The 25,024-nt window shown below is 72.3% G+C and carries 23 protein-coding genes; 15 read left to right on the top strand and 8 right to left on the bottom strand.

Annotated features, from left to right (window positions below):
- Positions 1 to 71: 71 nt before the first annotated feature.
- A complete protein-coding gene (locus ACWFRU_RS18740) occupies positions 72 to 1,241 on the bottom strand; it encodes a hypothetical protein (protein WP_453688309.1) in 1,170 nt (389 codons plus the stop codon).
- A 691-nt stretch (positions 1,242 to 1,932) separates the two neighbouring features.
- Here ACWFRU_RS18740 and ACWFRU_RS18735 point away from each other — a divergent pair.
- On the top strand, positions 1,933 to 2,505 hold the full coding sequence (locus ACWFRU_RS18735) for a dihydrofolate reductase family protein (protein WP_453688263.1): 573 nt from the start codon (positions 1,933 to 1,935) through the stop codon (positions 2,503 to 2,505).
- A 15-nt stretch (positions 2,506 to 2,520) separates the two neighbouring features.
- On the opposite strand, the gene ACWFRU_RS18730 is transcribed toward ACWFRU_RS18735, so the two are convergent.
- The gene (locus ACWFRU_RS18730; RefSeq protein ID WP_453688261.1) at positions 2,521 to 3,516 is read right to left on the bottom strand and encodes an alpha/beta hydrolase family protein; all 996 of its coding nucleotides are present in this window, start codon (positions 3,514 to 3,516) and stop codon (positions 2,521 to 2,523) included.
- 202 nt (positions 3,517 to 3,718) lie between these two features.
- Here ACWFRU_RS18730 and ACWFRU_RS18725 point away from each other — a divergent pair, with 202 nt between their 5' ends.
- Both ACWFRU_RS18725 and ACWFRU_RS18720 read left to right on the top strand, forming a co-directional pair.
- Positions 3,719 to 4,330, top strand: a complete 612-nt coding sequence (locus tag ACWFRU_RS18725) for a TetR/AcrR family transcriptional regulator (RefSeq protein ID WP_453688259.1) — start codon at positions 3,719 to 3,721, stop codon at positions 4,328 to 4,330.
- A gap of 91 nt (positions 4,331 to 4,421) precedes the next feature.
- Positions 4,422 to 6,020, top strand: a complete 1,599-nt coding sequence (locus ACWFRU_RS18720; protein WP_453688257.1) for a carboxylesterase/lipase family protein — start codon at positions 4,422 to 4,424, stop codon at positions 6,018 to 6,020.
- A gap of 3 nt (positions 6,021 to 6,023) precedes the next feature.
- Here the strand turns inward: ACWFRU_RS18720 and ACWFRU_RS18715 are convergent, their stop codons facing one another.
- Positions 6,024 to 6,470, bottom strand: a complete 447-nt coding sequence (locus tag ACWFRU_RS18715; protein ID WP_453688255.1) for an SRPBCC family protein — start codon at positions 6,468 to 6,470, stop codon at positions 6,024 to 6,026.
- 180 nt (positions 6,471 to 6,650) lie between these two features.
- On the opposite strand from ACWFRU_RS18715, the gene ACWFRU_RS18710 reads away from it, so the two are divergent.
- A complete protein-coding gene (locus tag ACWFRU_RS18710; RefSeq protein WP_453688253.1) occupies positions 6,651 to 7,895 on the top strand; it encodes an amidohydrolase in 1,245 nt (414 codons plus the stop codon).
- Here ACWFRU_RS18710 and ACWFRU_RS18705 read toward each other — a convergent pair.
- Positions 7,885 to 9,075 carry a CaiB/BaiF CoA transferase family protein gene (locus ACWFRU_RS18705; protein WP_453688251.1) on the bottom strand — a complete coding sequence of 397 codons (1,191 nt, stop codon included), beginning with the start codon at positions 9,073 to 9,075 and terminating at the stop codon, positions 7,885 to 7,887. The two genes, ACWFRU_RS18710 and ACWFRU_RS18705, sit on opposite strands and share 11 nt — an antisense overlap.
- Positions 9,076 to 9,266: 191 nt before the next feature.
- Here ACWFRU_RS18705 and ACWFRU_RS18700 point away from each other — a divergent pair, with 191 nt between their 5' ends.
- Positions 9,267 to 10,502 (top strand): metallophosphoesterase, encoded by a 1,236-nt coding sequence (locus ACWFRU_RS18700; protein WP_453688249.1) that lies wholly within the window; start codon positions 9,267 to 9,269, stop codon positions 10,500 to 10,502.
- Positions 10,503 to 10,526: 24 nt separating this feature from the next.
- Here ACWFRU_RS18700 and ACWFRU_RS18695 read toward each other — a convergent pair whose 3' ends face one another.
- Positions 10,527 to 11,216 (bottom strand): M23 family metallopeptidase, encoded by a 690-nt coding sequence (locus ACWFRU_RS18695; RefSeq protein ID WP_453688247.1) that lies wholly within the window; start codon positions 11,214 to 11,216, stop codon positions 10,527 to 10,529.
- 46 nt (positions 11,217 to 11,262) lie between these two features.
- Complete coding sequence (locus ACWFRU_RS18690) at positions 11,263 to 12,786, bottom strand: phosphatase PAP2 family protein (RefSeq protein WP_453688245.1); 1,524 nt, start codon at positions 12,784 to 12,786, stop codon at positions 11,263 to 11,265.
- A 79-nt stretch (positions 12,787 to 12,865) separates the two neighbouring features.
- Here ACWFRU_RS18690 and ACWFRU_RS18685 point away from each other — a divergent pair, with 79 nt between their 5' ends.
- The 3 genes from ACWFRU_RS18685 to ACWFRU_RS18675 all read left to right on the top strand — a co-directional run bounded on the left by ACWFRU_RS18685 (position 12,866) and on the right by ACWFRU_RS18675 (position 14,476).
- Positions 12,866 to 13,513, top strand: a complete 648-nt coding sequence (locus tag ACWFRU_RS18685) for a helix-turn-helix transcriptional regulator (RefSeq protein WP_453688243.1) — start codon at positions 12,866 to 12,868, stop codon at positions 13,511 to 13,513.
- A gap of 77 nt (positions 13,514 to 13,590) precedes the next feature.
- Positions 13,591 to 13,725 carry a hypothetical protein gene (locus ACWFRU_RS18680; protein ID WP_453688241.1) on the top strand — a complete coding sequence of 45 codons (135 nt, stop codon included), beginning with the start codon at positions 13,591 to 13,593 and terminating at the stop codon, positions 13,723 to 13,725.
- 67 nt (positions 13,726 to 13,792) lie between these two features.
- Positions 13,793 to 14,476, top strand: coding sequence for a glycerophosphodiester phosphodiesterase (locus ACWFRU_RS18675; protein WP_453688239.1), 684 nt, complete (start codon positions 13,793 to 13,795; stop codon positions 14,474 to 14,476).
- A gap of 12 nt (positions 14,477 to 14,488) precedes the next feature.
- Here the strand turns inward: ACWFRU_RS18675 and ACWFRU_RS18670 are convergent, their stop codons facing one another.
- Positions 14,489 to 15,061: a GNAT family N-acetyltransferase gene (locus ACWFRU_RS18670; protein ID WP_453688237.1), complete on the bottom strand. Its 573-nt coding sequence runs from the start codon at positions 15,059 to 15,061 to the stop codon at positions 14,489 to 14,491.
- Positions 15,062 to 15,154: 93 nt separating this feature from the next.
- On the opposite strand from ACWFRU_RS18670, the gene ACWFRU_RS18665 reads away from it, so the two are divergent.
- The 6 genes from ACWFRU_RS18665 (at position 15,155) to ACWFRU_RS18640 (ending at position 21,583) form a co-directional block, all read left to right on the top strand.
- Positions 15,155 to 15,547, top strand: coding sequence for a VOC family protein (locus tag ACWFRU_RS18665; protein WP_453688235.1), 393 nt, complete (start codon positions 15,155 to 15,157; stop codon positions 15,545 to 15,547).
- A gap of 58 nt (positions 15,548 to 15,605) precedes the next feature.
- Entirely contained in the window at positions 15,606 to 16,214 is a 609-nt protein-coding gene (locus ACWFRU_RS18660) for a TetR/AcrR family transcriptional regulator (protein ID WP_453688233.1), read from the top strand.
- Positions 16,211 to 17,023, top strand: a complete 813-nt coding sequence (locus ACWFRU_RS18655; protein ID WP_453688231.1) for an MBL fold metallo-hydrolase — start codon at positions 16,211 to 16,213, stop codon at positions 17,021 to 17,023. The genes ACWFRU_RS18660 and ACWFRU_RS18655 overlap by 4 nt, the downstream gene beginning before the upstream one ends.
- A gap of 133 nt (positions 17,024 to 17,156) precedes the next feature.
- Complete coding sequence (locus ACWFRU_RS18650) at positions 17,157 to 18,545, top strand: NAD(P)/FAD-dependent oxidoreductase (RefSeq protein ID WP_453688229.1); 1,389 nt, start codon at positions 17,157 to 17,159, stop codon at positions 18,543 to 18,545.
- A gap of 385 nt (positions 18,546 to 18,930) precedes the next feature.
- Positions 18,931 to 20,511: a hydantoinase/oxoprolinase N-terminal domain-containing protein gene (locus ACWFRU_RS18645; RefSeq protein WP_453688227.1), complete on the top strand. Its 1,581-nt coding sequence runs from the start codon at positions 18,931 to 18,933 to the stop codon at positions 20,509 to 20,511.
- Positions 20,504 to 21,583: a DUF917 domain-containing protein gene (locus ACWFRU_RS18640; protein WP_453688225.1), complete on the top strand. Its 1,080-nt coding sequence runs from the start codon at positions 20,504 to 20,506 to the stop codon at positions 21,581 to 21,583. Before ACWFRU_RS18645 ends, ACWFRU_RS18640 begins: the two co-directional genes overlap by 8 nt.
- On the opposite strand, the gene ACWFRU_RS18635 is transcribed toward ACWFRU_RS18640, so the two are convergent.
- The gene (locus tag ACWFRU_RS18635; protein WP_453688223.1) at positions 21,553 to 24,246 is read right to left on the bottom strand and encodes a penicillin acylase family protein; all 2,694 of its coding nucleotides are present in this window, start codon (positions 24,244 to 24,246) and stop codon (positions 21,553 to 21,555) included. The two genes, ACWFRU_RS18640 and ACWFRU_RS18635, sit on opposite strands and share 31 nt — an antisense overlap.
- Before the next feature lie 169 nt (positions 24,247 to 24,415).
- Here ACWFRU_RS18635 and ACWFRU_RS18630 point away from each other — a divergent pair, with 169 nt between their 5' ends.
- Complete coding sequence (locus tag ACWFRU_RS18630) at positions 24,416 to 25,024, top strand: chemotaxis protein CheB (RefSeq protein ID WP_453688221.1); 609 nt, start codon at positions 24,416 to 24,418, stop codon at positions 25,022 to 25,024.

Genomic DNA, 25,024 nt, shown 5'->3' with positions numbered 1-25,024 from the left:
GTGCGGTCCCGGCTCGTGCGCTGACGTGCCGGGACCGGTTCGACCGCTGACGCGGTGAACCGGTCCGGCCCTCAGCCGACCTGCGTGTGGAACTGCACGAGGCGTTGCTGGACGAGGTTCACCGTGCCGCGCTGACGGCCCGGCACGCGGCGCCGCAACGCGACCAGGGCCGGGCCGAGTTCGCGGACGGTTTCCGGGTCGCGGATCTGCTCCCACTGGTGGTGGGCCAGGTCCGCGGCGGCCTCGACATCGGGGGCGTCGGGGGCCTGGCCCGCGGTGAGCCGGGCGGTGACCACGGCGAGCCAGATCTCGCAGCTGCGGCCCGGGTCCTTGGCGAAGATCGCCAGATGTCCGCGGACCTCCATCCAGTGCACCACCTCGGGCGAGGAGGGCCCGTACGTACGCAGGGCCTCCTGCTCCCAGGCGGCGGCCATGGCCGCCGCCTCGCCGTGCCGTCCCGCCTCCACGGCCTTGGTGATCGCCGCGTGCGGGTCCGCACCGGGCGCCCGCGGCGCGTCAGAGGTCTCGGAGGTGGGCGCCTGCTGCTGGGCGGGCACCGGCGCACGGTCGCGCATGCCGACGGGGCCACCGGCGGGGAAGGCCACGAGGGCGGGGTCGGCACTGAGCAGCATGACGTCGGCCGGGCCCTCCTCCGCCGTCTGGGCCGCGACGTGCTGATGCAGGTCCGGCAGCGGCGGCCGGTGCCCACTGCGCAGGACCGTCGCCAGCGCCTTCATGTACGAGGGCACCGCGACGGCACGCCGGCCCGGCGGCGGGGCGACGCGCCCGTACAGCGCCACGCCAGGACCCACCTCCAGGGGGCGCTGCGCCAATTGCTGCCAACTGTCGGCGTCGGCATGCAGATCGGCGACCACAGTCGTGCTGCCGGGCGGGCGCAGCCGCAGCTCCTGGGCGATCCAGTGCCAGGGGAACCCGGTGTAGCGCACCGTCGCCGCCGTGGTCCGCGCCAGGGCGACATGCTGCTGTCGCTGCCGGCGATCGAGATGCAGTTGCCCGACCAGGTACACCGTCAAAGGCCCCGGCGCCATCGCGGCCGCACGCAGCCGAGTCAGCACGGTCTGCGGATCAAGCGGGTCCGCCAGCTCCACCACGCTCGCGGTCGCGGTACCGGCGAGCACCGCCGGAGACACCGCGGCGAGCACGGGCAGCACGGAAGCCGCGTCCACCATACGGGCCTTGCCGACCGGCGCCGCCGCAATCAGCAGCGCGGTCCCGGGCACCGTCCCCTCCCCATCAGTCACCAGAGCACCGTATCCGCTGCTCATCTCGGGGGCGGCAGCGGTGTTCACCATTTCACCCCGCCCACTCCCCCAAAACGGGCGCGCACTTGTCCCCGCGATGTGCGGCCGTGGGGGTGTCGGCCCATGTGAGGCGGGTATGGAGCGTGTGCTCCGGGCAGCGGGTGGTGCTGCCGGAGCCTGCGGCCGCCGCCGGTTTCGGCGGCGGCGGCCGCGGCGCTCCTGGGGGCAGGCTCCCCCTGGTACCCCAGGAGCGGGTGTCCGCACCGACCGGCGCCCGGGGACCGCGGGAGTGGCCCCCTGACGCGACAGCCGGCGGGACGAGCCGGTGTCCATGCGTCCGCTGCAAGGAAGTACGGACCCGGCAGCCTGAGTTGCCGACGTGCCTGCCGCTCGGCGGCAGAGCCTGAGCCGAGCGGTCGGGCCGGTCCGGGGGCTGGGGGCTGGCCTCGGCGACAGGGTAGAACGAGCAGGCAGAGGCGGACAACGCCTTTCCGCCCTCCGGAATGACCTTGCCCTGCCCTTGCCCTGGGCGCGGACTCGGACGCGTGGGAGGCCCGTCGGCCCGGGTTCCGGAGGGCGACCGATTACTTTTCGCGAGCGCCGCGGTCAGTACCCCCGTAACCGCGATGATGAAGCGGCGACCACGACCGGACTTCCAGGAGAACCTCAGATGCGTACGTTGATCAGCACCGCTTTCGTCTCGCTCGACGGCGTCGTGGAGGCGCCGGGCGGGGAGCCCGGATACCGGAACTCCGGGTGGACCTTCAAGGACGTGGAGTTCCTCCCCGAGGCGTACGAGATCAAGGGCCGGGAGCAGCAGGAGGCCACGGCGATGCTGTTCGGCCGGGTCAGCTATGAGGCGTTCAGCCCCGTGTGGCCGGGCATGGAGGAGTTCGCCGACTACAAGGAGATGCCGAAGTACGTCGTCTCCACCAGCCTCGCCGAGAGTGACCTGGTGTCGGGCTGGGGCGAGACCACGATCCTGCGCTCGCTGGACGAGGTGGCCGCCCTGAAGAAGACCGAGGGTGGCCCGATCATCATGCACGGCAGCGCCACCCTGAACCGGAACCTCTCCGACGCCGGTCTGATCGACCGCTACCACCTGCTCGTCTTCCCGCTGCTGCTCGGCGCGGGCAAGCGCCTGTTCAGCGACTCGGACAAGGACACCCAGAAGCTGCGGCTCGTGGAGCACGAGGCCTACGCCAACGGGCTGCAGAAGAACGTCTTCGACGTCGTCCGCTGAGGCCGCGACCACGCCTCACTTGGACACGACGCGGCCGATCGGCTCGGGGTCGGCCGCCAGCGCCTCGCTGGCCTTCTGCCAGGCGGAGTCTCCGGGGCGGAGCTCGCTGCGGAGATAGGCGCAGGTGAGGCGTTGGACCGCGGTCACGCGTGCGGGGTTCTCGTCCGTCGTCTCGGCGACGTCGTATCCGGAGATCCCGCCGAATCCGTGCTCCGCCCCGAACAGGGTGAGCAGGGCCTTGGGTCCCGGCGCGAGGGTGTAGGGATCGGCGTGCCAGTCCGCGCCCGCGACCGTCAGGTGGGCGGACTCGTCCTTGTCACCCGCGACCACGAGCGTCGGCGTCGCCATGCGGGAGAAGTCCGTGGTCGAGAAGAAGGGGTAGCTCTTGGCCACCTCGTCGGTGAGGGCGTCACCACCCCTGCCGGGCGCGCCGAGCAGGACGCCGGCCTTGATGCGCGGGTCTGCCAGGTCCACCTCCGACCCGTCCTCCGGGTCGGTGAGCCGGGCGCCGAGGAGCAGGCTCGCGGTGTGCCCGCCCATCGAGTGCCCGGCCACGGCGACCTTGTCGCGGTTGATGCGGCCTTGGAGCTGCGGGACGGCGGACTCGATGACGTCGAGCTGGTCGAGTACGCGCTTCATGTCCTCGGCACGCGAGCGCCAGAACAGGGGCGCACCCGGGGTGTCGGGGTCCAGGTTCAGCGTCCGCGAGCTCAGATGGGTGGGCTGGATGACGACGAAGCCGTGCGCCGCCCAGAAGTTGGCGAGCGGGGCGTAGCCGTTCAGCGAGGAGAGGTGGTTCGAGAAGCCCTGGCCGTGCGAGATGAGGACGACCGGCAGGTCGCTCCCGGTCACCGGAGCGGACACCCGGACCTCCAGGTCCACGGCCCGGTCGGGGGCCGGAAGGACCACGGGGCTGACGGACAGGACGGGGCTGGGCGAGCCGAGGATGTCGGCGGTGCCATCAGTAGCGGCTGTGGCGGTGGTGGCGGTGGTGGAATTCGATGCACTCATGGTGCGGGTTTCCCTTCGGTGGCCTCCGTGGCGGCCCATACGGGTCGGCGGTCAGGGAGGCGGGCAGGCGGGGAGGCAGACGGCCAGAAGCGCCCGCCGTCGGATATGCTGCAATCGGAACGCCGTTCCGCTTACAGCTCGAACGATACGGAACAGCGTTCCGCTTTGTCAACGATCCCCGGACCACGGGAAGGAGAGTGTGATGCCCGCCGCAAGCAACTCCGGTGAGGTGCCGGCCCGGAGCGCGCCCCGGAGCAAGCGGGCCGACGCGCAGCGCAACGAACAGACGCTGCTCGCCGCTGCGGCGGCCGTCTTCGTGACCTCCGGCGTCGACGCGCCGATCCGCGAGATCGCGGCCAGGGCGGGCGTCGGGGTGGGGACGATCTACCGCCACTTCCCGGCCCGGTCCGATCTCGTCGTCGCCGTCTACCGCCACCAGGTCGAGGCGTGCGCCGAGGCGGGCCCGGCCCTCCTTGCGGATGCCGATTCCCCGCTGGCCGCTCTCCACCAATGGGTGGACCTCTTCGTCGACTTCCTGGTCACCAAGCACGGGCTCGCCAACGCGCTGCAGTCGGACAGCAGCGGCTTCGAGGCGCTGCACACGTACTTCCTCGACCGCCTGGTGCCCGTCTGCGAGCAACTGCTCCAGGCCGCGGCCGACGCCGACGAGATCGAGCCGGGCACCCGCGCCTACGAACTCATGCGCGGCATCGGCAACCTCTGCATCGGGCACGACAGCGACCCCGACCGCTACGACCCCCGGCGCATGATCGCGCTGCTCCTGCAGGGACTTCGGCAACCGCGGCCGTCCTGACTCCCGCGCCCCACGGGTGGTGCTGGCACCACCCCGCGACCGGTGGCTGTCCGGCTGCTCGCCGCGTTCCCAAATCCATACGCTCGTCTACATGTTGAAGCGAACAGCACACGCAGCGATCACCGGCACTCTCGCCATCGGCGCCGTGGCCGCCCTGACCTGCACGGCGACCGCCGACTCCGGCAACAGCACAGAGCATTCGGTGGTGCGGACCGACAAGGGCGCCGTACGCGGCATCGTCACCGCCGAGGCGCGCACCTTCCAGGGCATCCCCTACGCCGCCCCGCCCACCGGTGAGCGACGCTGGGCGCCCACCGCGCCCGCGAGGAAGTGGCAGGGCGTCAAGGACGCGACCGAGCCGGGCTCCGGCTGCCCGCAGACCGGCCTCGTCCCGCCGGCGGGGCCCAAGTCCGACAACGAGGACTGCCTCTTCCTCAACGTCACCACCCCGCGCGCCGAACCGATCCGCCCCCGCCCGGTGATGGTCTATCTGCACGGCGGTGACCACACGGACGGCGAGGGTGCCATGCACGGGGCCGAACGGCTGGCCGCGCAGGGGGACGTGATCGTCGTGACCGTCAACTACCGCCTCGGGGCGCTGGGTTACCTGGCCCATCCCGGTCTGGAGAAGGGCCCCCGGCGCGGCGAGTCCGGCAACTACGGCTTCCTCGACCAGCAGGCGGCCCTGCGCTGGGTGCGGCACAACGCCTCCGCCTTCGGCGGCGATCCCGGCAACGTCACCCTCTTCGGGGAGTCCGCCGGGTCGCACAGCACCTGCGCCCATCTGGTCGCCCCCTCCTCGGCCGGCCTCTTCGACCGGGTCGTCTCACAGAGCGGCCCCTGCACGGGCCCCGACGGCAAGACCGACCGCGAGGACGCGTTGCGGCAGGGCGAGAAGACAACCGCCGCCATCGAGAAGAAGCCCGGCGTGAAGGACTGGCGCAAGGCGCCCGTCGAGCACCTGATCCACCCCTTCGGCCAAGGCCCGCGCTACTCCCCCGTCTACGGGGGCGAGTTGCTGCCGCTGACGCCCAAGGAGGCGTTCGCCACAGGCCGGTTCAACAAGGTCCCGGTCCTCCAGGGCACCAACCGCGACGAGATGCGATCGATGGTCTACGGCATGGAGCTCGCCAAGAAGCAGGCCACCGGCGACCCGGACGCGACGATCGACGCGGCCGACTACCGGGCGCGCCTGGAGGAGGAGTTCGGCGAGGAGAAGGCCGCGACCGTCGCCGAGCGCTACCCCGCCCACGCCTACGACGACTCCCCCGCCCTGGCGCTCGCCGCCGCCCTCACCGACGCCCTCTACGCCAAGCCCGCCGTCGAGACCGGTCGTGCGCTCGCCCGCCATGTCCCCACGTACTCCTACGAGTTCGCGGAGAAGGAGACCCCCTGGTACGCGGACCCGATGTATCCCAAGCCCGGCTTCCCGGCCGGTGCCGGGCATCTCTTCGAGCTGCCCTACCTCTTCGAGCTGGACGACTACGAAGAGCTCGATGCGGCCCAGCACGGCCTGTCCGACGCGATGATCCGTATCTGGACGGACTTCGCCCGCACCGGCGAGGCCCCCTGGAAACCCACCACTCCCACCGCTGCGAACACACAGTCCCTGGCCTCGGGCCCCGGCGGCATCCACCCGGTGGACTTCGCCAAGGACCATCAGTACGACTTCTGGAAGTCGCTTGGCTGAGCGTCAGACGTTCCGGCCGTGCTCGCCCACCGCGACCCTGGCCAGCTTCGTCAGCATCATGCCGTTGCGGATGCCGATCACGTAGTCCACGGGGAGCCCGTGCATCCGGGTGCCCGGGCCCCGGAGAGGGTGCCAGTCGAGGATCATGAGGGTGTGTTCGCCCCAGGGGACCAGGTTCATGGCGATGCGGGCCGCGCCGAAGGGGCCCGCCTTCGCCTCCAGCTGCAGGCGGCTCTCCGGTTCGCTGATGCGGACGACGCAGGTGTCGTCGAGGACCAGCGGGCCGACGCCGACCCGGACCTTCAGGCGGGCGCCCACCGCGGGCCAGTGCGGGTCCACGGCGAGCACCTCCTGGGTTCCGGTCACCCATTCCCCGTACCGGCGGCCGTCGGACAGCAGACTCCAGACCTCGGCCGGTGAGGCCAGGATCAGGCGGCGGTTCCGGGACACGCTGACCACACTCCTATCGGGGGTATAGGCAGATTTTTGCACTATGCACTCTGCCGCACCTTCCGGAGCGACCGCTGCCAGGCGCCGCGCCCTGTGCGAGGGTGACCGAAAGGGTGATCCCGTCCCTCGAATGCGTCGGTCGCTTCGATCACCTCGACCGCTTCGAACGCAAGGAGCCGCATGCCCACCGCAGCCGCCGCAGCGAGTCTGGCCCTGGACCTCACCTCAGGGCTGAAGGCGCCGGATCTGGAGAAGCTGTACCAGGACCTGCATCGCCATCCCGAGCTCTCCTTCCAGGAGCACCGCACGGCCGGGATCCTCGCCGGACGACTGGCCGCCGCCGGGTACGCGGTGACCACCGGGGTCGGCGGCACCGGCGTCGTGGGCGTCCTGGAGAACGGCGACGGCCCCGTGGTGTGGCTGCGCGGCGACATGGACGCGCTGCCGGTCACCGAGACCACGGGACTCGCGTACGCCTCCACCGTCGACGGAGTGATGCACGCCTGCGGCCACGACATGCACGTCACCTGGCTGACGTTCGCCGCCGAAGCACTCGCGGCCGCACGGGACACCTGGTCGGGCACCCTCGTGGTGATCGGGCAGCCCGCCGAGGAGGCGGGCGGCGGAGCGCGGGCCATGGTCGCCGACGGACTCCAGGAACGCTTCCCCCGCCCCGACGCCGTCTTCGGCCAGCATGTCGCCCCCGGGCCCGCTGGGTTCGTCTCGCACACACCCGGGCTGATCATGTCGGCCGCCGACGACCTGCACATCGTGGTGCCGGGGGTCGGCGGCCACGGCTCGCGGCCCGAGGCGAGCGTCGATCCGGTGGTGACGGCCGCGTACATCGTCACCCGGCTGCAGACCGTCGTGTCCCGTGAGGTCTCGGCGGCGGACTCGGTGGTGCTGACCACGGGGCAGTTCCACGCGGGACAGCGGCCCAACATCATCCCCGCGGAGGCCCGGCTCGGCCTGAACCTCCGTACGCAGGACGTGAAGGTCCGCGAGCGGGTGCTCGCCGCCGTCCGCCGCATCGTCGAAGGGGAATGCCAGGCCGCGGGGTGCCCGACGCCGCCCGAGGTGAACCTGGGCGCCGGTTTCCCGGCCACCGTCAATGACGCGGCACTGGACGCGGAGATCACGGCCGTGCACCGCGAACTGCTCGGCGCGCAGAGCGTGTTCGACTTCGGGCCCGCGATGGGCAGCGAGGACTTCTCGCTCCTCGTGCCCACCGGGGTGCCCTACGACTTCTGGTTCGTGTCCTCGACACCGCGGGCCGCCTGGCACGCCGCCCCGGGCGACGAACTCGGCGAGAAGATCACCGCGGTGCCGGGCAACCACAGTCCCCTGTTCGCCCCGGACCTCTCGGTGCTGCTGCCGGGCGTACAGACGCTGGTGGGCGCCGCGCTGCACAAGCTCAACGGCTGAGGCGGTCGATCTCCGCCTCGTCGTACCCGAGTTCGGCGAGCACTTCTCTGGTGTGCGCGCCGAGCGTGGGCGGTGCGGTGCGTACGGCGGGACGCTCGCCGCGGAAGCTGACCGGGAAGGCGACCTGCTGGAGCGGGCCCACGTCGGGATGGTCGACCTTCTGGACCATGCCGAGCGCCTCGGTCTGCGGGCAGTCGTAGACCTCGTCGAGGGTGCGGATGGGGGCCACGGGAACGCCGCGCTGCTTGAGCAGGCCGCACCAGTGGGACACCGTGTCGTCGACGAGGACGGCCTCCAGCTTGGCGTTGAGCGCCGTGCGGTGGGTGACGCGGGCGCGGTTGGTGGCGAAGCGCGGGTCGTCGGCCCACTCCGGGTGGCCGAGTGTCTCGCTCAGGCGGCGGAAGAGTCCGTCGCTGCCGACGGCGATCACGAAGTAGCCGTCGGAGGCGGCGTAGGCCTGGTACGGGACGAGGCTCGGGTGGCCCGAGCCCAGGCGGGTGGGCCGTTCCCCGGTGGCGAAGTAGCCGGTGGCCCAGTTGATGTGCAGGGCGAGCTGCGACTCGTACAGGGACGTCGTGACGTACTGGCCGCGTCCCGTGCGCTCGCGCTCGACGAGGGCCGAGGTGACGCCGATGAGGCCGAAGAGCGCGGCGCCGAGATCGCCCATCGCGTACCCGGCCTTGACGGGCGGGCCTTCGGGCTCCCCGGTGAGTGACATCAGTCCGGCGCTCGCCTGGGCGACCATGTCGTAGCCGGGCTCGTCGCGCAGCGGTCCGGTGTCGCCGAACGCCGAGATGTGGAGCACCACCAGGCGGGGGTAGCGCTCGCTGAGCGCGCGGTGGTCGAAGACGTCGGCCAGGGAGCTGCCGGGGCGGAAGTTCTCCACCATCACGTCCGCGTCGGCGAGCATCCGGTGCACGGCCTCCTGTCCCTCGGGAGACTTGAGGTCCAGGGTCACCGAGCGCTTGTTGCGGTTGGCCGCCAGGTAGTAGGTGGCGTCGGGGCCGTTGAAGGGCGGGCCCCAGGCGCGGGTCGGGTCGCCGCCCCGGGGGTGCTCGACCTTGATGACGTCCGCGCCCAGGTCGGCGAGGGACATGGTGACGTACGGGCCGGCGAGGATCTTGGACAGGTCCACGACCCTCGTTCCGGCCAGGGGGGAAGCGGGGGGCTCGTCGGGCATGTGCGGGGGCCTCCTTGGCCGTGGCGGGCGGGACCTGACCACCCTCGGTCAGTTCGGCCCGGCGGTCCAGGGCGGTCCGGTGCGGGGTGCCGGTGACCTTACGGTGCCGGTCAGCGGCTCGAGACCGCGCCGCCACCGGCAATTCGTCTGATCGTCTTCCGTTGGCCGCGCCAGTATGGGAGAACGCTCTGATGTGCGATGACGAACTGATGCCGCCCCGCGCGGACTTGACCGAGCAGCAGTGGCTGCGGGACGACGCGCCGCTCGCCCGGAACCTCACCGACAAGTGGGGTCCAGGGGCCCTCACCCTGCACCGGCGCGCCCTGCTCGGCGGGGCCGCCGCCGGGGCCGCCCTCGCCGTGCTGCCCTTCGGCGCGGGGCAGGCCGCTGCGACGCCGGGCGCGGCCACCCGGGGCGCGGCGAAATTCCCTCTCCCCGAAGCGCCGAACCACAAGGGCGAGTTCGCCGTCCTGGTGACCGGGGACGCGGGAACCGGTGGCGAGGAGCAGCTCGCCGTGACGGAGGCCGCCCGGCGGGTGTGCCGCGAGGAGGAGGTCTCCCTCGCCGTGGGCCTGGGCGACAACATCTACGAGAACGGGCCCGAGTCCGACCACGACTCCGAGTTCCGGGACAAGTTCGAGACGCCCAACACGGGCATCGACGTCCCCTGGCTCATGGTCCTCGGCAACCACGACTGCTCGGGCCTGATCCCCGGCAGCGGCGGTGACCCCTCGCGCGGGGACCGCGAGGTCTCCTACGCGGCCACTTCCCCGCGCTGGTACATGCCGAGCCGCTACTACAACGTCGCCCTGCCGTCGTCCGAGGCTCCGGGGGACGGCGACCCGGTGGTGGAGTTCTTCGCCCTCGACACCAACCCCGTCGCCTCGACCGTCGCCCAGACCTCGCGCCACTACCAGTGGGACGGCCCCTACATGCGCGCCCAGCGCCAGTGGCTGGACTCCGCCCTCGCCGCGTCCCGGGCCCGCTGGAAGGTGGTGCTCGGCCACCACCCCTACCTGAACAACGGCAAGCACGGCAGCGCCGGTTCGTACGACGGCTTCCTCATCGGCCACTACACGCGGGGCATCCACCTCAAGGAGCTGTACGAGCAGGTGGTGTGCGGCCGCGCCGACCTGATCCTGTCCGGGCACGACCACACCCTGCAGATCCTGGAGCCCACGACCCGCACGGCGGGCACCCGGCAGATCGTCTGCGGCGCCGCGGCCAAGTCCGGTGACGGCCGCGCCCACTTCGACCACCCCGCCGCCTGGCAGAACTTCTCCGACGTGGGATTCATGGTCCTGAAGGTCTCCGGCCGGGCGATGACCGTGGACACCTACACGGTCGACGTCCCCACCCGGACCGCGCGCCTGGCCCACACCACGACGACCTCGACCGCGGTCGCGGGCCGCTCCAGCGTGGGCTAGGCGAGCGTGGGCAGGCGTGCGGCCTCACAGCAGCCGGGCGCCCCGCCGCGCGAGATATTTGACCGGATTGACGTCCGTTCCGTAGCCGCGCCTGGCCCGGATCTCCAGGTGGAGGTGCGGGCCGGTGGCCCGGCCCGTGGACCCGCTGCTGCCGATGCGGTCGCCGGTGCCGATGCGGGACCCCTGGCGCACGGAGATGCGCGACAGGTGCGCGTACACGGCGTAGTGCCCGTCCCGCAGCCGCACGGTGACCGCTTTGCCGTACGCGCCCGACCAGCGGGCCAGGACCACCGTGCCGCCGCCGACGGCGTGCACCGGGGTTCCCGTGGGGACCGCGAGGTCGATGCCGGTGTGGTGTCCGGCGAGCCAGTTGCCGCGCACCCCGTAGCGGGCGGAGACGCGGAAGCGCCGGCGGATCGGCAGAACGAACCTGCGCCTTGGTTTCTCCGCGGCGAGCGCCCGGTTCTCGGGGACCGCCTCGTCCGCCTCGGCGAGGGCTTCCTCGAACTCCTCGTCGTAGCCGAGGCCGCAGCCGCCGTCCGTTTCCGTTTCCGCGGCGGCGTGCGGCGCGGGTCCCGCCACCGTGAGGGCGCCGCCGGCCACAAGGACCGCGGCGACGCCGAGTACGTCGCGTCGTGTGCTGCCCGCTTCACGCGGGCTGTCTATGTCGTAGCCCATGAAGGCCAGCACACTGGCGACGGGAGCGGCTCGCACGCCGAGTGCTCCGCTTGGCGTAACGCCGTGCGGGACCCTCCCGCGGTCAGTCGAGGGTCGGCCGGTACACGGTGAGCGCTTCGGGGAGCTTGTCCAGGAGCAGCGCGGCGGGCGCGGGGGCGAGTTCGCCGTCGTACGCCATCTGTGTGCCCTCGGGCAGACCCGAGATGACCAGGCGCTGGGCCTTGGCCGAGGCGTACAGGCGGGTCTTGGTCAGCTGGCCGACGATCGCCGCCGCCAGCAGGCGGCTGCGCGCGAAGCGGCCGCCGTGCGCGATGCGGACGTCGAGCAGGCCATCGGCGAGGTCGTGCCTGCGGACCGGGGCGATGCCGGTGCTGCGGTAGGCGCCATTGCCCGCGAAGAGCAGCCACATCGAGCGCGCCTTGCCGTTCACCACCGCGCGCAGCGGCCGGCCCGTGTGCAGGATCTGGGCGACGCCGAGCAGGGCCGCGGGCGGGCCGCCGACCTTCGGGGACCATTCCTCCCTGATGCGGACGAGCTCGGGGTAGGAGCCGAGGCTGAACGTGTTCAGGAAGTACACCGGCTCGGAGTACGTCCGGCCGTCGGGACCGATCCCGGCCAGGGGCTTGACCCGGCCGACGTCGGCCTTGACGGCGCTGCCCTCGGCGAGGGCGATGCAGGCGTCCGCGACGGTGTCGACGCCCAGGTCGGCGGCGAAGTGGTTGAACGTTCCGCCGGGCAGCACCATCAGCGGCACGTCGAAGCGCAGGGCCGGGGTCACGGCGGCGTTGACCGTGCCGTCCCCGCCGCACACGCCGAAGACCCCGCCGCGCCGGGCGGCGTCCCTGGCGGCCTCCTCCAGGACCTTGGGCAGCGGCCCCGCTTCCTCCTCGTAGAGGATCACCTCCGCGCGGGGCAGGGCCATCTTCAACTGCCGCACGGGGTCCATGAGTTGAGGCTGGGCGCCGGACGAGGGGTTCACCACCACGACGAGGCCCTCGCCCTCCGGCAGCGCGGGCGCGTCCGTCCGGGGGCGTGCGGGCGGCGGCAGCTGTGACCTGGAGGGCACCATGCCGCGCACGGCGTAGGCGGCGCCCGCGCCGAGGGCCGCGCCGACCAGGACGTCACTGGGGTAGTGCACGCCCGTGTAGACGCGGGAGAAGGCCACCGACGCCGCGACCGGGGCGACGGCCGCGCCGAGGCCCCGTGACTCCAGGGCCACGCCCGTGGCGAAGGCGGCAGCCGACGCGGAGTGCCCGGAGGGGAAGGAACTGGTGATCGGCTGGTGCGACAGGTGCCTTATCACCGGCACCGTGTCCAGGACCGGCCGGGAGCGGCGCACCGCGCTCTTGCCGAGCGTGTTGACCGTGGCCGACGCGAGGGCCAGTGAAGAGACGCCACGCACCGCGGCCCGCCTGCCGCGTGCGCCGCCGAACACCCACATCCCCGCCGCGATGCCGAACCACAGCAGACCGTGGTCGGCCGCGCGGCTCAGCCGGGGCAGGACGGGCTGCGCCGCCGGCCAGGAGCGGGCGGCCACCCGGTGGAACGCCAGGCGATCGGTGGCGCCCAGCAGCCGGCGGATGTGCGACGTCGGGAGATCACTCATGAACCCCCTATACCCGCGCATGTCCTTCGCACCGCACACATCTTGCGCCGGGACTGTGACGTTCACTTCAATCAGTCATATGGCAGTCCCCCGCTCCGCTTCCCCCCAGGGTCCCCCTTCCCCGCGTCGGCCCGCCGAGCTGCCGCCGACCGCGTGGGCCGTGCTCGGCCTGCTCTCCTTCCCCGGGGAGCGCACGGGGTACGAACTGAAGAAGTGGGCGGACGCCTCGCTGCGCCACTTCTACTGGTCTCCCGCCATCAGCCAGATCTACGCCGAGCTGCGCCGCCTGGAAACTCTCGGGTACGCGACGTCGCGGCGCTCGGGGCCCGAGGAGCCGCGCGCGAAGCGGTCGTACGCCATCACCGCCGAGGGGCGTGCCGCGCTGATCGGCTGGGCGGGGGGTGCCGGGGACGCGGGCCCCGCCGTGCTGAAGCATCCGCTGCTCCTGCGGGTCTGGCTCGGGCACCTCGCGGCGCCGGAGCATCTGCGGGCCCTGGTGACCGAGCACATCGCGCACACGCGGGGCGAGCTCAAGGAGGTGCACGACGCGCTCGCCCGGGCGGACGGCGAGGCGGCCTGGACGCACCCGCAGATCGCCCTGCGCTGGAGCGGTCGGCGCCTGGAGGCGGAGATCGAGCTGGCGGAGGCGATGCTCGTCGATCTCGCGGAAATGGGCGTCTCCACTCCCTCCGGTCAACCCCCAGAGGACTCGCCCACCCACGGGTGACGTGGCTCGCGGCGCGCGGGCCCAGGACGGTAGGACGGGCGGGGTCAGCCGACCCCGCCGTATGGAGCAGTGCACCTGTGACCACCCGTGCCGTCCTTGTCGCCGCCGTCATCACCGGCCTTCTGCTCGGGATCGTGGGAAGCAGAGCGGACGACTCCGATTCCTCCGGGCACTCCCGTACGGGCGGTTCCTTCACGGAGGCGGGCCGTTAGGCTGCGACCTTGCCGCGTGGCACCTCCCCGCGGCCATCGAGCCGCCGTCGACGGAAGCGAGTGAACCTTGAACTTCCTCACCATCGGTCACCGCGGGGTCATGGGTGTCGAACCCGAGAACACCCTCCGGTCCTTCATCGCCGCGCAAGCCGCGGGCCTCGATCTCATCGAGCTCGATCTGCATCTGAGCAAGGACGGCGCCCTCGTCGTCATGCACGACGCGGACGTGGCCCGCACGACCGACGGCAAGGGACCGATCGCCGAGAAGACCCTGGCCGAGCTGCGGGAGCTAGACGCGGGGCGCGGGGAGCGCATCCCCGTCTTCGAAGAGGTCCTGGACGCGGTGAAGGCGCCGCTGCAGGCCGAGATCAAGGATGTGGCCGCCGCCCGCGCCCTCGCCGAGGTGATGCACCGGCGCGACCTGGTCGGCCGCGTCGAGGTGATCTCCTTCCACGACGAGGCGATCGCCGAGATCGCCCGCCTCGTGCCCGGCGTACGCACCGCACTGGTCGCGAGCCGCTACGGCACCGACGTCGTGGAGCGCGCGACGGCGGTCGGTGCCACCACCCTCGTCCTGAACATCAGGCGGCTGACGCTGGAGATCGTCGAGCGTGCCAGGAAGGCCGACCTGCGCGTCATCGGCTGGGTCGTGAACACGCAGGACGATCTGCGGCTCGTACGCGCGCTGCAGCTCGACGGAGCGACCACCGACTACCCGGAGATCAAGCGGACGGGCCGCTTCACGGCGTGACCCGGACCTGGCTCAGACCAGCGGCTTGACGAGCAGCTCGAACTGCAGGTCGTCCCGCTGCGGAACGCCGAAGCGTTCGTCGCCGTACGGGAAGGGGGTCATCTTTCCCGTACGGCGGTAGCCGCGCCGCTCGTACCAGGCGATGAGGTCGTCTCGTACGGAGATCACGGTCATGTGCATCTCCCGCACACCCCACGCCTCGCGGACCCGCCGCTCGGCCTCCGCCATGATCACCTTGCCGAGGCCCGCGCCCTGGAGCGCCGGGCTCACCGCGAACATCCCGAAGTAGGCGTGGTCCCCGCGGTGTTCGAGCTGGCAGCAGGCGACGATCCCGCCGTCCCTTTCGACCGTGAGCAGCTTGCTCGCCGGGGACTTGATCACATCGACGACGCCCTGCGGGTCGGTCCGCTGGCCCTTCAGGATGTCCGCCTCCGTGGTCCAGCCGGCCCGGCTCGCGTCACCGCGGTACGCCGACTGGACCAGCGAGACGAGTGCGTCGACGTCCGCGTCGGTGGCGTCCCGGAAGGTGAGGTCGCTCGCGGTGGCGGTGACGTCGCTCGTGGCGGGGCGCGGGGCGGTGTCCATGGGGCGGGTTCTCCGATCTCTCTGGCCCGCCGCTGTCGGACGCGGCGTGGGCGAGGCACGGTCGAGCGTATCCCCCCACTAAGGTGCGGCTGCATGGTGCATGTACTGAGCAGCAGGACCCTTCTCCGGCCCACCGACCCCGAGCGCTCGCGCGCGTTCTACGGCGAGGCGCTCGGCCTCGCCGTCTACCGCGAGTTCGGAACGGGCCCCGAGCGCGGCACCGTCTACTTCCTGGGCGGCGGGCACCTGGAGGTCTCCGGCCGCTCGGAGACGCCGCCCGCGCCCGGCCTGCAGTTGTGGCTGCAGGTGGCGGACGCGCGGGCGGCGCACCAGGAACTCGTGGCGCGCGGGGTGGAGGTGGTGCGGGAGCCGTTGAAGGAGCCCTGGGGGCTCGTCGAGATGTGGATCGCGGACCCCGACGGCGTCAAGATCGTCATCGTCGAGGTGCCGGAGGACCATCCGATCCGGTACCGGCCCGGGATCTGAAGCGAGGCCACTTATGCCGTCTTGTTCTCTCTAGACCGGTCGGTCTAGAGTCTCTCGTGTGACCAAGACACGCGGAGAGACCCGCGCCCGCATCCTGCGCACGGCCGCCGATCTGTTCCAACGGCAGGGCTATGGCGCCACAGGGCTCAACCAGGTGCTCGCGGAGAGCGGCGCCCCCAAGGGGTCGCTGTACTTCCACTTCCCGCAGGGCAAGGAACAGTTGGCCGCCGAGGCGGTGGCGCTCGCCGGAGGCGAGATGGGCGCGCGCATGGCCTCCGTCGTGGGCTCCGCGGGCGGGGCGCAGGACGCCGTTCTCGGGCTCGGGGAGTTGCTCGCACAGGGACTGCGCGAGTCAGGATTCCGGGACGGCTGCCCCGTCGCCACCGTCGCGCTGGAACAGGCCGGTGGCGAGGGGCCCCTAGGCGACGTCTGCCAGGTCACCTACGACTCCTGGCTCTCGGGGCTCGCGGAGGCGTTTCGCGGTTGGGGCGCCGCCGATGACGAGGCGGCCGAACTCGCCGACCTCGTGATGTCGTCCTTGCAGGGGGCTCTGCTCCTGGCGCAGGTACGGCGTGACAGCGAGGTCGTCTCGTCGGTGTCCCGGCGCGTCGCCTCCGTGGTCGCGCGCAGCCTGGAGAACCCGAAGGGGACGGTGAGGGGCGCGTGAAGGTCCATCACCTCAACTGCGGGTCCATGCTGAAGATCGAGCCCACCTACGACGGGCCGCCGCCCCTGCACGCCGTGTGCCACTGCCTGTTGGTGGAGACCGACGCGGACGGGCTCGTGCTCGTCGAGAGCGGGCTCGGCCGGGACGACGTACGCAGACCGCTCGCATCCCTCGATCCCGAGTGGACCGAACTCGCCGCGCCGGAGCTGGACTTCGCCGAGACGGCCCTCTCGCAGGTGGAACGGCTGGGGTACGCGGCCTCCGACGTACGGCACATCGCGCTCACGCATCTGGACGTCGATCACAGCGGTGGCCTTCCCGACTTCCCCGAGGCGCGGGTACACCTCATGGCCGCCGAGCTGAGCGCGGCCCTCACCGAGGCGCCGAGCCGTCGCTACCGGCCCGCGCACTGGGCGCACGGCCCGCGCTGGCAGACGTACGAGGAGAATGCGGGCGAGGAGTGGGCCGGGTTCACCGGGGTCCGGCAACTGGCCGGACTCGGCGAGGAGTTCCTCATCGTGCCGCTCGGCGGGCACAGCGCCGGGCACGCCGCCGTCGCCGTGCGCGACCGCGGGCGGTGGCTGGTGCACGCCGGGGACGCGTACTTCTACCACCGCGAGATCGCCCCCGAGGCCCCGCACTCGCATCCCCTGATGGACATCATCCAGCTCGACGCCCAGGTGGACGCCGAGCTGCGGGTCGCCAATCAGGGGCGGCTGCGCGAGGTGGCCACCCGGACGGAGGAGTTCACCGTCCTGAACGCGCACGATCCGTGGGACTATCTGCGGCTCGCCGGGGCAGGTGGCTGATTCGACGGTCCGGGGGTATTCGTCCGGCGTCGCGGGGTACCCGGGTTCCTCGCCCGGCGCACCCGACGTGCGCCGGGACGCCCCTCGTCGGAGGATTGACCGGACCCCTCGCCCAACCCTGGAGCGATCTCGTATGCAACGTCCCCGGATTCTGATCATCGGCGGTGGCTTCGCCGGTATGGAGTGCGCGCACAAGCTGGAGCGGACGCTCAAGGCGCAGGACGCCGAACTGCGGCTCATCAGCCCGCAGGACCACCAGCTCTATCTGCCCCTGCTCCCCCATGTCGCGTCGGGCGTGCTGACCCCGCAGTCGGTCGCCGTACCGCTGCGCCGCATGCTGCGCCGTACGGCGATCGTGCCGGGCGGGGCCATCGGTGTGGACCCGAGCGCGAAGGCCGTGATCGTACGCAAGATCAACGGCGAGGAGGTCGTGGAGCGCTACGACTACCTCGTCCTGACCCCGGGCAGCGTGACCCGGCAGTTCGACATCCCCGGAGTCGACCAGCACGCCGTGGGCGTGAAGACGCTGGCCGAGGCCGCCTGGATCCGTGACCACGTGATCTCGCAGCTCGACCTGGCGTCGGCGAGTTCGGACCGGGCCGAGCGCGAGTCGCGGCTGCAGTTCGTGGTCGTCGGCGGCGGATACGCCGGGACGGAGACGGCCGCGTATCTGCACCGCCTGACGAGCGCCGCGGCCGAGCGGTACCCGGGGCTCGACCCCGCGGAGATCAAGTGGCATCTGGTCGACGTGGCACCGAAGTTGATGCCTGAGCTGGGCGACCGGCTCGGGGAGAAGGCGCTCGCCATCATGCGGCGGCGTGGCGTCCAGGTGTCCCTCGGGGTGACCGTGGACAAGGCCACCGAGGACACCGTCACCCTCACCGACGGGCGCGCGCTGCCCTGCCGGACGCTGATCTGGACCGCCGGTGTGGCGCCGAGCCCGCTCATCGCCACGCTGGGCGCACAGACCAACCGCGGGCGCCTCGTCGTCGACCCGGAGCTGACGGTTCCGGGCATGGACGGTGTGTTCGCGCTCGGCGACGCGGCGGCCGTACCGGACCTCGCCAAGGGCGGCGACGCGATCTGCCCGCCGACCGCGCAGCACGCGATGCGCCAGGGGTGGGCGGCGGCGAAGAACGTCACCGCGGCCCTGCGGGGCACGCCCCTGACCCCCTACCGGCACAAGGACATGGGCCTGGTCGTGGACCTCGGCGGCATCCAGGCCGTGTCGAAGCCGCTGGGCGTGCAGCTGAGCGGGCTGCCCGCTCAGATCGTCGCGCGCGGCTACCACCTGGGGGCGCTGCGGACCGTCACCGCACGCTTCCGTACGGCCGCGAACTGGGGCCTCAACGCGCTCGCGGGCGACGACTACGTGCGCACCGGGTTCCAGTCCCAGCGGCCCGCCACCCTGGCGGACTTCGAGAAGACGGACGTCTATCTCTCGCCGGAGGAGATCCACGCGCGGATGACCTCGGAGGTGGCGGCGCGGTCCATGGCCCCGGAGAAGCCGCTGTTCCCGTAGGGCCATAGACAGCCATAGACAGGATTCACACGAAGGCCGGTGCTCGCGAACGTCGAGCGCCGGCCTTCGCGCGGGAGCACGGCAGGGTGCCGCACGCACGCCGGAGCAGCGGATTCCTCCCTGGTCGTGCGGGCGGGCGGCGACTACCAGTGGTGGGGTAGGCGCCGCTTACGCGTGCCGAGGCCCCGGGCAGGACGGCGAGAAGCCGATGAGCCGGGGCTCCGGAACGGCGCGGCCGCCGTCTGAACGTCGATGCAGCCACCGGGTGGCCGGGAGACGCCCCGGAGCCCGCCGTCTCGCCGTCTCGCCGTCCGGTTGATCACGGCACGCGTCACGTCCGTACTACGCATCACCCGCCTGTCGCCACACGAAGGACTCCACCACCATGCGTATCGGCATCGATGTCGGTGGGACCAACACCGACGCCGCCCTCCTCGGGTACGACGACCGCGTGCTCGCGGCCGCCAAGTCCCCGACCACGCCCGACATCACCTCCGGTGTCACCGCTGCGATCCGGAGCCTCGCACCACCCGCCGAATCCGTCACCTCGGTGATGATCGGCACCACGCACTTCGTCAACGCGCTCGTCGAGGGCGCCCGGCTCACCCCCGTGGCCGCCGTACGCCTCGGCCTTCCCGCCACCGCCGCCCTGCCGCCCATGGCCGACTGGCCGGAGCGGCAGCGGGCCGCCGTCGGCGGGCACGGCTACCTCTGCCATGGCGGAAGGGAGTTCGACGGACGGCCCCTTTCGCCGCTCGATCCGGACGAGCTGCGCCGGACGGCCGCCGACATCGCCGCACGCGGTCTCACCTCGGTCGCCGTGTCGTCCGTTTTCTCGCCGGTCGCGGAGGCGGACGAGAGGCGCGCCGCCGAGATCCTGCGCGAAGAGCTGGGCGAGGGCGTGCACTTCTCGCTCTCGCACGATCTCGGCCGGGTCGGGCTGCTCGCGCGCGAGAACGCCACGATCATCAACGCGTCGCTGCGGGATCTGGCCACCGTCATCGTCGAGTCGTTCGGCAAGGCGCTGGCCGAGATGTCGATCACGGCGCCGTACTTTCTGTCGCAGAACGACGGGACGCTGATGGACGTCGACTTCGCGCGCGCCTACCCCGTCGCGACGTTCGCGTCCGGGCCGACCAACTCGATGCGGGGCGCGGCGCTCCTCTCCGGGATCGGGGACTGCGCGGTCGTCGACGTGGGCGGCACGACCGCCGACATCGGCGTCCTGAACGGGGGCTATCCGCGGGAGGCCGGCGGCGAGAGCGAGGCCGCGGGCATCCGCACCAACTTCCGTATCCCCGACGTCCTCTCGCTCGGCATCGGCGGCGGGTCCCTGGTGTCGCGCGACGGCGAGACGGGGCCCCGGTCGGTGGGCCACCTGCTCACGCGGGAAGCGCTCGTCTTCGGCGGAAGGCGCCTGACGGCGACGGATCTCGCGGTGGCCGCGGGCCGCGCGGACATCGGGCACAGCCGTCATGTCGCCCACCTGGCACGGGAGTTCACCGCACGCGCCCTGGACCGCGTCGACGAGCGGCTGGCCGAAGGCGTGGACCGGATGCGGACCTCGGCCGCGATGCTGCCCGTGGTCGTCGTGGGAGGCGGTTCCATCCTCGTGCCCGAGGCGCTGCCCGGGTTCACCGATGTGCGCAGGCCGGACCACTTCGACGTGGCCAACGCGGTGGGCGCGGCGATCGCGCAGGTCGGCGGCGAGGTCGACCGCGTCTTCCGCGTTCCCGACGGCCACCGGGACACGGTGCTCGCCGGGGCCCGCGACGAGGCCGTGGGGCGTGCGCTGGACGCCGGGGCCCGCGCCGGGAGCGTACGCGTCGTCGACATCGAGGAAGTGCCGCTCGCCTATCTGCCCGGCGGCGCCACCCGCATCCGGGTCAGGGCCGTGGGCGATCTGGACCTGGGGCGTCTGGGCGCGGCCACCGCGCCCGGCGGCGGGGTGGTCACCCATGCGTGAGATCACCCTCGGCAACCTCGACGACATCGCGCGGGGCGCGGGCATCCTCGGCACGGGTGGGGGCGGCGATCCGTACATCGGCAAGCTGCTCGCCCGGGAGGCGATCCGCGCGCACGGTCCGGTGCGGGTCGTCGGCATCGACGAGGTCGAGGCCGACGCGACCGTGGTCCCCATCTCCGGCATGGGCGCGCCCACCGTCCTGCTGGAGCGGGTGCCCAACGGGCAGGAGCACCTGGACGCGTTGCGCGCCCTGGAGAGACACCTCGGGCGCCGGGCCACGCACCTGACGCCGCTGGAGGTCGGCGGGGTCAACTCGATGCTGCCGATCGCGTGCGCCGCGCGGGCCGGGCTCCCTCTGGTGGACGGGGACGCGATGGGGCGGGCGTTCCCGGAGGCGCAGATGGTGTTGCCCGGCCTCGCCGGGATCTCCAACTCGCCGATGGCGCTCGCCGACGACAAGGGCAACACCATCGTCGTCGAGGCCGTCGACAACCACGCCGCCGAGCGGATCGCCCGCGCGGTGTGCGTGGAGCTCGGCTGCCAGATCAGTTGCGCGGACACGGTGCTGCGGGGCGATCAGCTCGCCGACGGCCTGGTCCCGGCGACGCTGACGCTCGCCGGACGGCTTGGTGCCGTGGTGCGCGAGGCGCGCGCCGCGCACGGTGATCCGGTGGCCGCCGCGCGGTCGCTCCTGAACGGCATCACCCTCCTGACGGGCAGGGTGGCCGACGTGGCCCGCCGCACGGAGGGCGGCTTCGCGCGCGGTCACGCGCGCGTCGAGGGAACACGCGGTGACGCGGGCCGGGCCCTCGAACTCGGCTTCCAGAACGAGCACTTGATGGCCACGCGCGACGGGGTGACCGTGGCGACCACGCCCGACCTGATCTGCGTGCTCGACAGCGAGAGCGGCGACCCGGTGACGACGGAGGGCCTGCGTTACGGCCAGCGCGTCAGCGTCATCGCCGCCCGTTGCGATCCTCGCTGGATCACTCCGGGCGGCCTCGCGCTGACCGGCCCACGCTGTTTCGGCTACGAGGTGGACTATCTGCCCTTCGGGTCGGCGGCCCCCTGACCGTCCGCGGCGGACGGTCGCAGGGTGATCGTCCGCCTCGTGTGCCTCTCCACCGCCTCCCGCGAGTAGAGGAGCGGGAAGGAGCCGTCGGCGGCCCAGCTCGCGAACAGGTCGTCGTAGTGCGGGCTGCCCGGGACGCCGGACTGCCCCGGCGAGTTCATCGCCACGGAGTCGTCCCAGGAGCCGACGTCGACCACGATCCGGAAGGAGGCTCCCGCGGTCTGCCGGAATCCGGGCCCGTAGGCGGCGGCTCCCACGGTGTCCCCGCTGCCGCCACGTGGGGCCGGCCCCACGGCGGCCCACTCCGGGGCGGTCTCGGCGAGCAGCGCGGCGATGGGGTGATGGGGGTGGGCGTGGTGGAGGGCGCCCCAGGACCAGTCGGCGGGGTCGTCCCCCAACAGCCCGGCGAGCTCGTCCACGGCCGCGGACAGCGTGCCGAGCAGCAGCCTGGGGTCCGGGTCACCGTCCAGAAGATCCAGATCGACACGGGCGTCCGCCGCCGCGTCCTCGCCGGGCAGGACCCGCGCCAGGGCCCGATCACGCTGCTCCTCGCCCACGATCCCTCCGAGGGCCCGCGCCAGAAGGGCGGGCCGCAGATGCCGCCGGTACCAGACCTCGAAGAGCGCGGCGGCAGCCGAGTCGGCGGTGAGACGTGCGTCCCAGCCGCGAAGGAGGGCAAGGGCGGCGGCGAGGCGGCGGCCACCGGGAGCGGAGACGACATCGGGCCCAGCGCCCGTCGCCGCGTGGATTGCAGTCGCGTTCACCGCGGTGTCGGCGTCTGTCGTCGGCGCCGCGTGGGGGCCAGGCGCGTTCGCCGCGATGGCGGTGTCGGCGTCTGCCGCCGGCGCCGCGTGGTCGGACACGCCCCCATCGCCCTCGATCACGCCGCCGTCAGGCACGACACGGCGTCCGGGGCCAGGCGCGTTCGCCGCGGTGGCGGTGCTGGCGTCTGCCGCCGGTGCCGCGTGGGGGCCAGACGCCTGCGCGGTGGCGGGGTCGGCGTCAGTTGCTGGCGCCGCGTGCGCGGAGGCGCTGGGCGCCGAGTCGGCGGGGGGCGCGGTGGCCATGTTCGGCAGTCCCGCGAGCAGGTCCTGGATCCGGCGTGCCGGCGGGCTCACGTAGTCCGCCTGCAGGCGTACGCAGTCCTCGGCCGTCCAGGAGCCGCGTGCGCCGAGTTCCTCTGCGATGCGGTCGTGGCGGGTCGGTGCGTACCAGTCGTACGTCACCGTCTTCTCCGCGTTCGGGTACGTCGGCGGCAGGTTCAGTTGGTTGGCCGTGGCGAACCAGCCCTGGGCCGGGTCGCGCACGGAGGGGAGTTCCTCGACGTCCAGGAAGCCGTCCCATTCGTAGCGCCCGTCGCCCGGCACCGGGAGCGTGCCGTCCCAGTTGGGGCGGACGGGGACACGACCGGCGGGCCGCCAGCCGATCGTGCCGTCGGGCGCCGCGTAGACCTGGTTCTCGCCGGGGGCGCCCCAGCGCCGCATCGCCGCCACGAACGCGTCGGGGCTCGCCGCCCGCATGTAGTCCATGCTGCCCAGGTAGGGGGCCATGCCGGGGCCGAGCCATGCGGCGCGTACCGCGAACGCGGCGTTCCGCTCCGGGAGTTCACGGATGACCGGGCCGTGGCGGGTGAACCACAGGTCGGCCGGGACCGCGTCGCCGTCACGCACCGGGATCGATTCCGTGATCCGCGTCATCGGCTCCCAGCGGTCCTGGTACCAGTACTCGTGCGGGTTCTCGGGGTTCGTGCGGTAGACGTACAGATCCTCCTGGTCGATCGGGAAGATCGTCAGGCCGAAGGCGACGTGGCCGTTGTGGCCGATGGAGATGCCGGGCAGGGCCGGTTCGCCCGCTCCGACGGCGTCGATGCCCGGCGCCGAGAGGTGCGCGAGGTAGCGCAGCGCGGGCAGGGTGATCCTGCGGTGCGGGTCGTTGGCGAGGAGGGGGCGGCCGGTGGCGGTGCGGGACGGGGCGATGACCCAGTTGTTGGAGCCGTCCAGGCCCTGGCGGGGCGCCGCGTCCGCCGCCCACGGGGGCGTGGTGGCCATGTCGTACACGCGCAGGACGTCGGCCGGGATGACGGAGAGGTCGAGGCCCTCAGGGACGCGCAGCCGGTGCGGGGCGGGCTCGCGACGGCGGCGCAAGTCCTCCGCCTCGGGGCCGTGATCGCGCAGGGTGAGCGCTCGGGCGACCTCGTCGCGGAGGTTGTACTGCAGGCCGTGGCTGCGGATACGGGCCACGTCGGAGGGCTGCCAGTACGCCGGTTCGTACTTCAACAGGGTGTACTCGGGCGGAAGTTGCCCCGCATCGGCGCGGCACAGCGAAACGAACGCGTTGATGCCGTCGACGAAAGCCGTCGTCACCCGCTCCGTGTCGTCGCCGTACGCACGCCATTCCTCGGCCATGTCGCCGCGGTAGAGGAACAGCCGCGCCGCACGGTCGTGTTCGGCGTACCGCTCCCCCAACACCTCGGCGAGCAGGCCGAGTCCGCGCCGCCGCCACAGGTCGAGCTGGAAGAGGCGGTCGCGGGCCGCGTTGAACCCCTGGGCCAGGAAGAGGTCGTCCTGGGACGCGGCGTACAGATGCGGGACACCCCACCGGTCGATCCGGGTCTCCACGGGCTCCCGGAGACCCGGCACCTCGAAGTCGTCCCTGTCCGTCATACATGCCTCACTCACTCGACACTCACTCGACGGGTCAAGTCTGTCGTCCGACACGAGGATGGCACCCCCCTCGACGCCCCCTGGGGGCAGCACGGTGACCCCCTCCGCGGCAGGGCTCACCGAACGTGGCAACGCGCGAGGAGACAACGGGGAGAGTTAGGGTTCGCGCGTGAGCAGCGAACATCCGCCAGAGCCGAACGCCGCACGCCACGCCACCGTCGTGGTGGCTTCCTCCGCAGGGGGCATCGAGGGCCTGCAGGCGCTGCTGGGCGGCCTCGGCACCGATTTCCCGGCGCCGGTGCTGGTGGCCCATCACCTCCGACGCGCCCGTGAGACGCACATCGTCGCCATCCTCTCCCGCCGCACCACGCTGACCGTCAAGCTGGCCGAGGACGGCGAGCTGCCGGAGCCGGGAACGGTGTACGTCGCCCCGCCCGATCACCATCTGTGCGTACATGCGGACGGCAGGCTGTCGCTGTCGCAGGAAGCCCCGGTCAACATGTCCCGCCCCGCCGCCGACCCCCTCTTCGAGTCGGCGGCCAAGAAATTCGGGCCCGCGCTCATCGCCTGTGTCCTCACCGGGGCCGACAGCGACGGCGCACGCGGGGTGGAAGCGGTGAAGTCGGGCGGCGGCACCGTCATCGTGGAGGACCCCGCCACGGCCAAGTTCCACGGGATGCCCAAGTCCGCGATCGAGACCGGCCGGGTGGACTTCGTGCTGGACGCCGAGCACATCCCTTCCTGTCTCCATCTGCTCGTACGGCAGCACCAGGGCTGA

This window comes from Streptomyces sp. NPDC055099, assembly GCF_053607685.1.
The sequence above is the reverse complement of the archived record's forward strand: the minus strand, read 5'-3'. Positions and strand labels throughout refer to the sequence as shown.

Bases quoted from the DNA above. Each gene is read 5' to 3' on its own strand.
- ACWFRU_RS18720 (WP_453688257.1), top strand. From the start codon at position 4,422: ATGTTGAAGCGAACAGCACACGCAGCGATCACCGGCACTCTCGCCATC.
- ACWFRU_RS18650 (WP_453688229.1), top strand. From the start codon at position 17,157: ATGCAACGTCCCCGGATTCTGATCATCGGCGGTGGCTTCGCCGGTATG.
- ACWFRU_RS18730 (WP_453688261.1), bottom strand. From the start codon at position 3,516: ATGAGTGCATCGAATTCCACCACCGCCACCACCGCCACAGCCGCTACT.
- ACWFRU_RS18705 (WP_453688251.1), bottom strand. From the start codon at position 9,075: ATGCCCGACGAGCCCCCCGCTTCCCCCCTGGCCGGAACGAGGGTCGTG.
- ACWFRU_RS18635 (WP_453688223.1), bottom strand. From the start codon at position 24,246: ATGACGGACAGGGACGACTTCGAGGTGCCGGGTCTCCGGGAGCCCGTG.
- ACWFRU_RS18665 (WP_453688235.1), top strand. From the start codon at position 15,155: ATGGTGCATGTACTGAGCAGCAGGACCCTTCTCCGGCCCACCGACCCC.
- ACWFRU_RS18690 (WP_453688245.1), bottom strand. From the start codon at position 12,786: ATGAGTGATCTCCCGACGTCGCACATCCGCCGGCTGCTGGGCGCCACC.
- ACWFRU_RS18670 (WP_453688237.1), bottom strand. From the start codon at position 15,061: ATGGACACCGCCCCGCGCCCCGCCACGAGCGACGTCACCGCCACCGCG.
- ACWFRU_RS18735 (WP_453688263.1), top strand. From the start codon at position 1,933: ATGCGTACGTTGATCAGCACCGCTTTCGTCTCGCTCGACGGCGTCGTG.
- ACWFRU_RS18710 (WP_453688253.1), top strand. From the start codon at position 6,651: ATGCCCACCGCAGCCGCCGCAGCGAGTCTGGCCCTGGACCTCACCTCA.
- ACWFRU_RS18725 (WP_453688259.1), top strand. From the start codon at position 3,719: ATGCCCGCCGCAAGCAACTCCGGTGAGGTGCCGGCCCGGAGCGCGCCC.
- ACWFRU_RS18640 (WP_453688225.1), top strand. From the start codon at position 20,504: ATGCGTGAGATCACCCTCGGCAACCTCGACGACATCGCGCGGGGCGCG.
- ACWFRU_RS18645 (WP_453688227.1), top strand. From the start codon at position 18,931: ATGCGTATCGGCATCGATGTCGGTGGGACCAACACCGACGCCGCCCTC.
- ACWFRU_RS18700 (WP_453688249.1), top strand. From the start codon at position 9,267: ATGTGCGATGACGAACTGATGCCGCCCCGCGCGGACTTGACCGAGCAG.
- ACWFRU_RS18685 (WP_453688243.1), top strand. From the start codon at position 12,866: ATGGCAGTCCCCCGCTCCGCTTCCCCCCAGGGTCCCCCTTCCCCGCGT.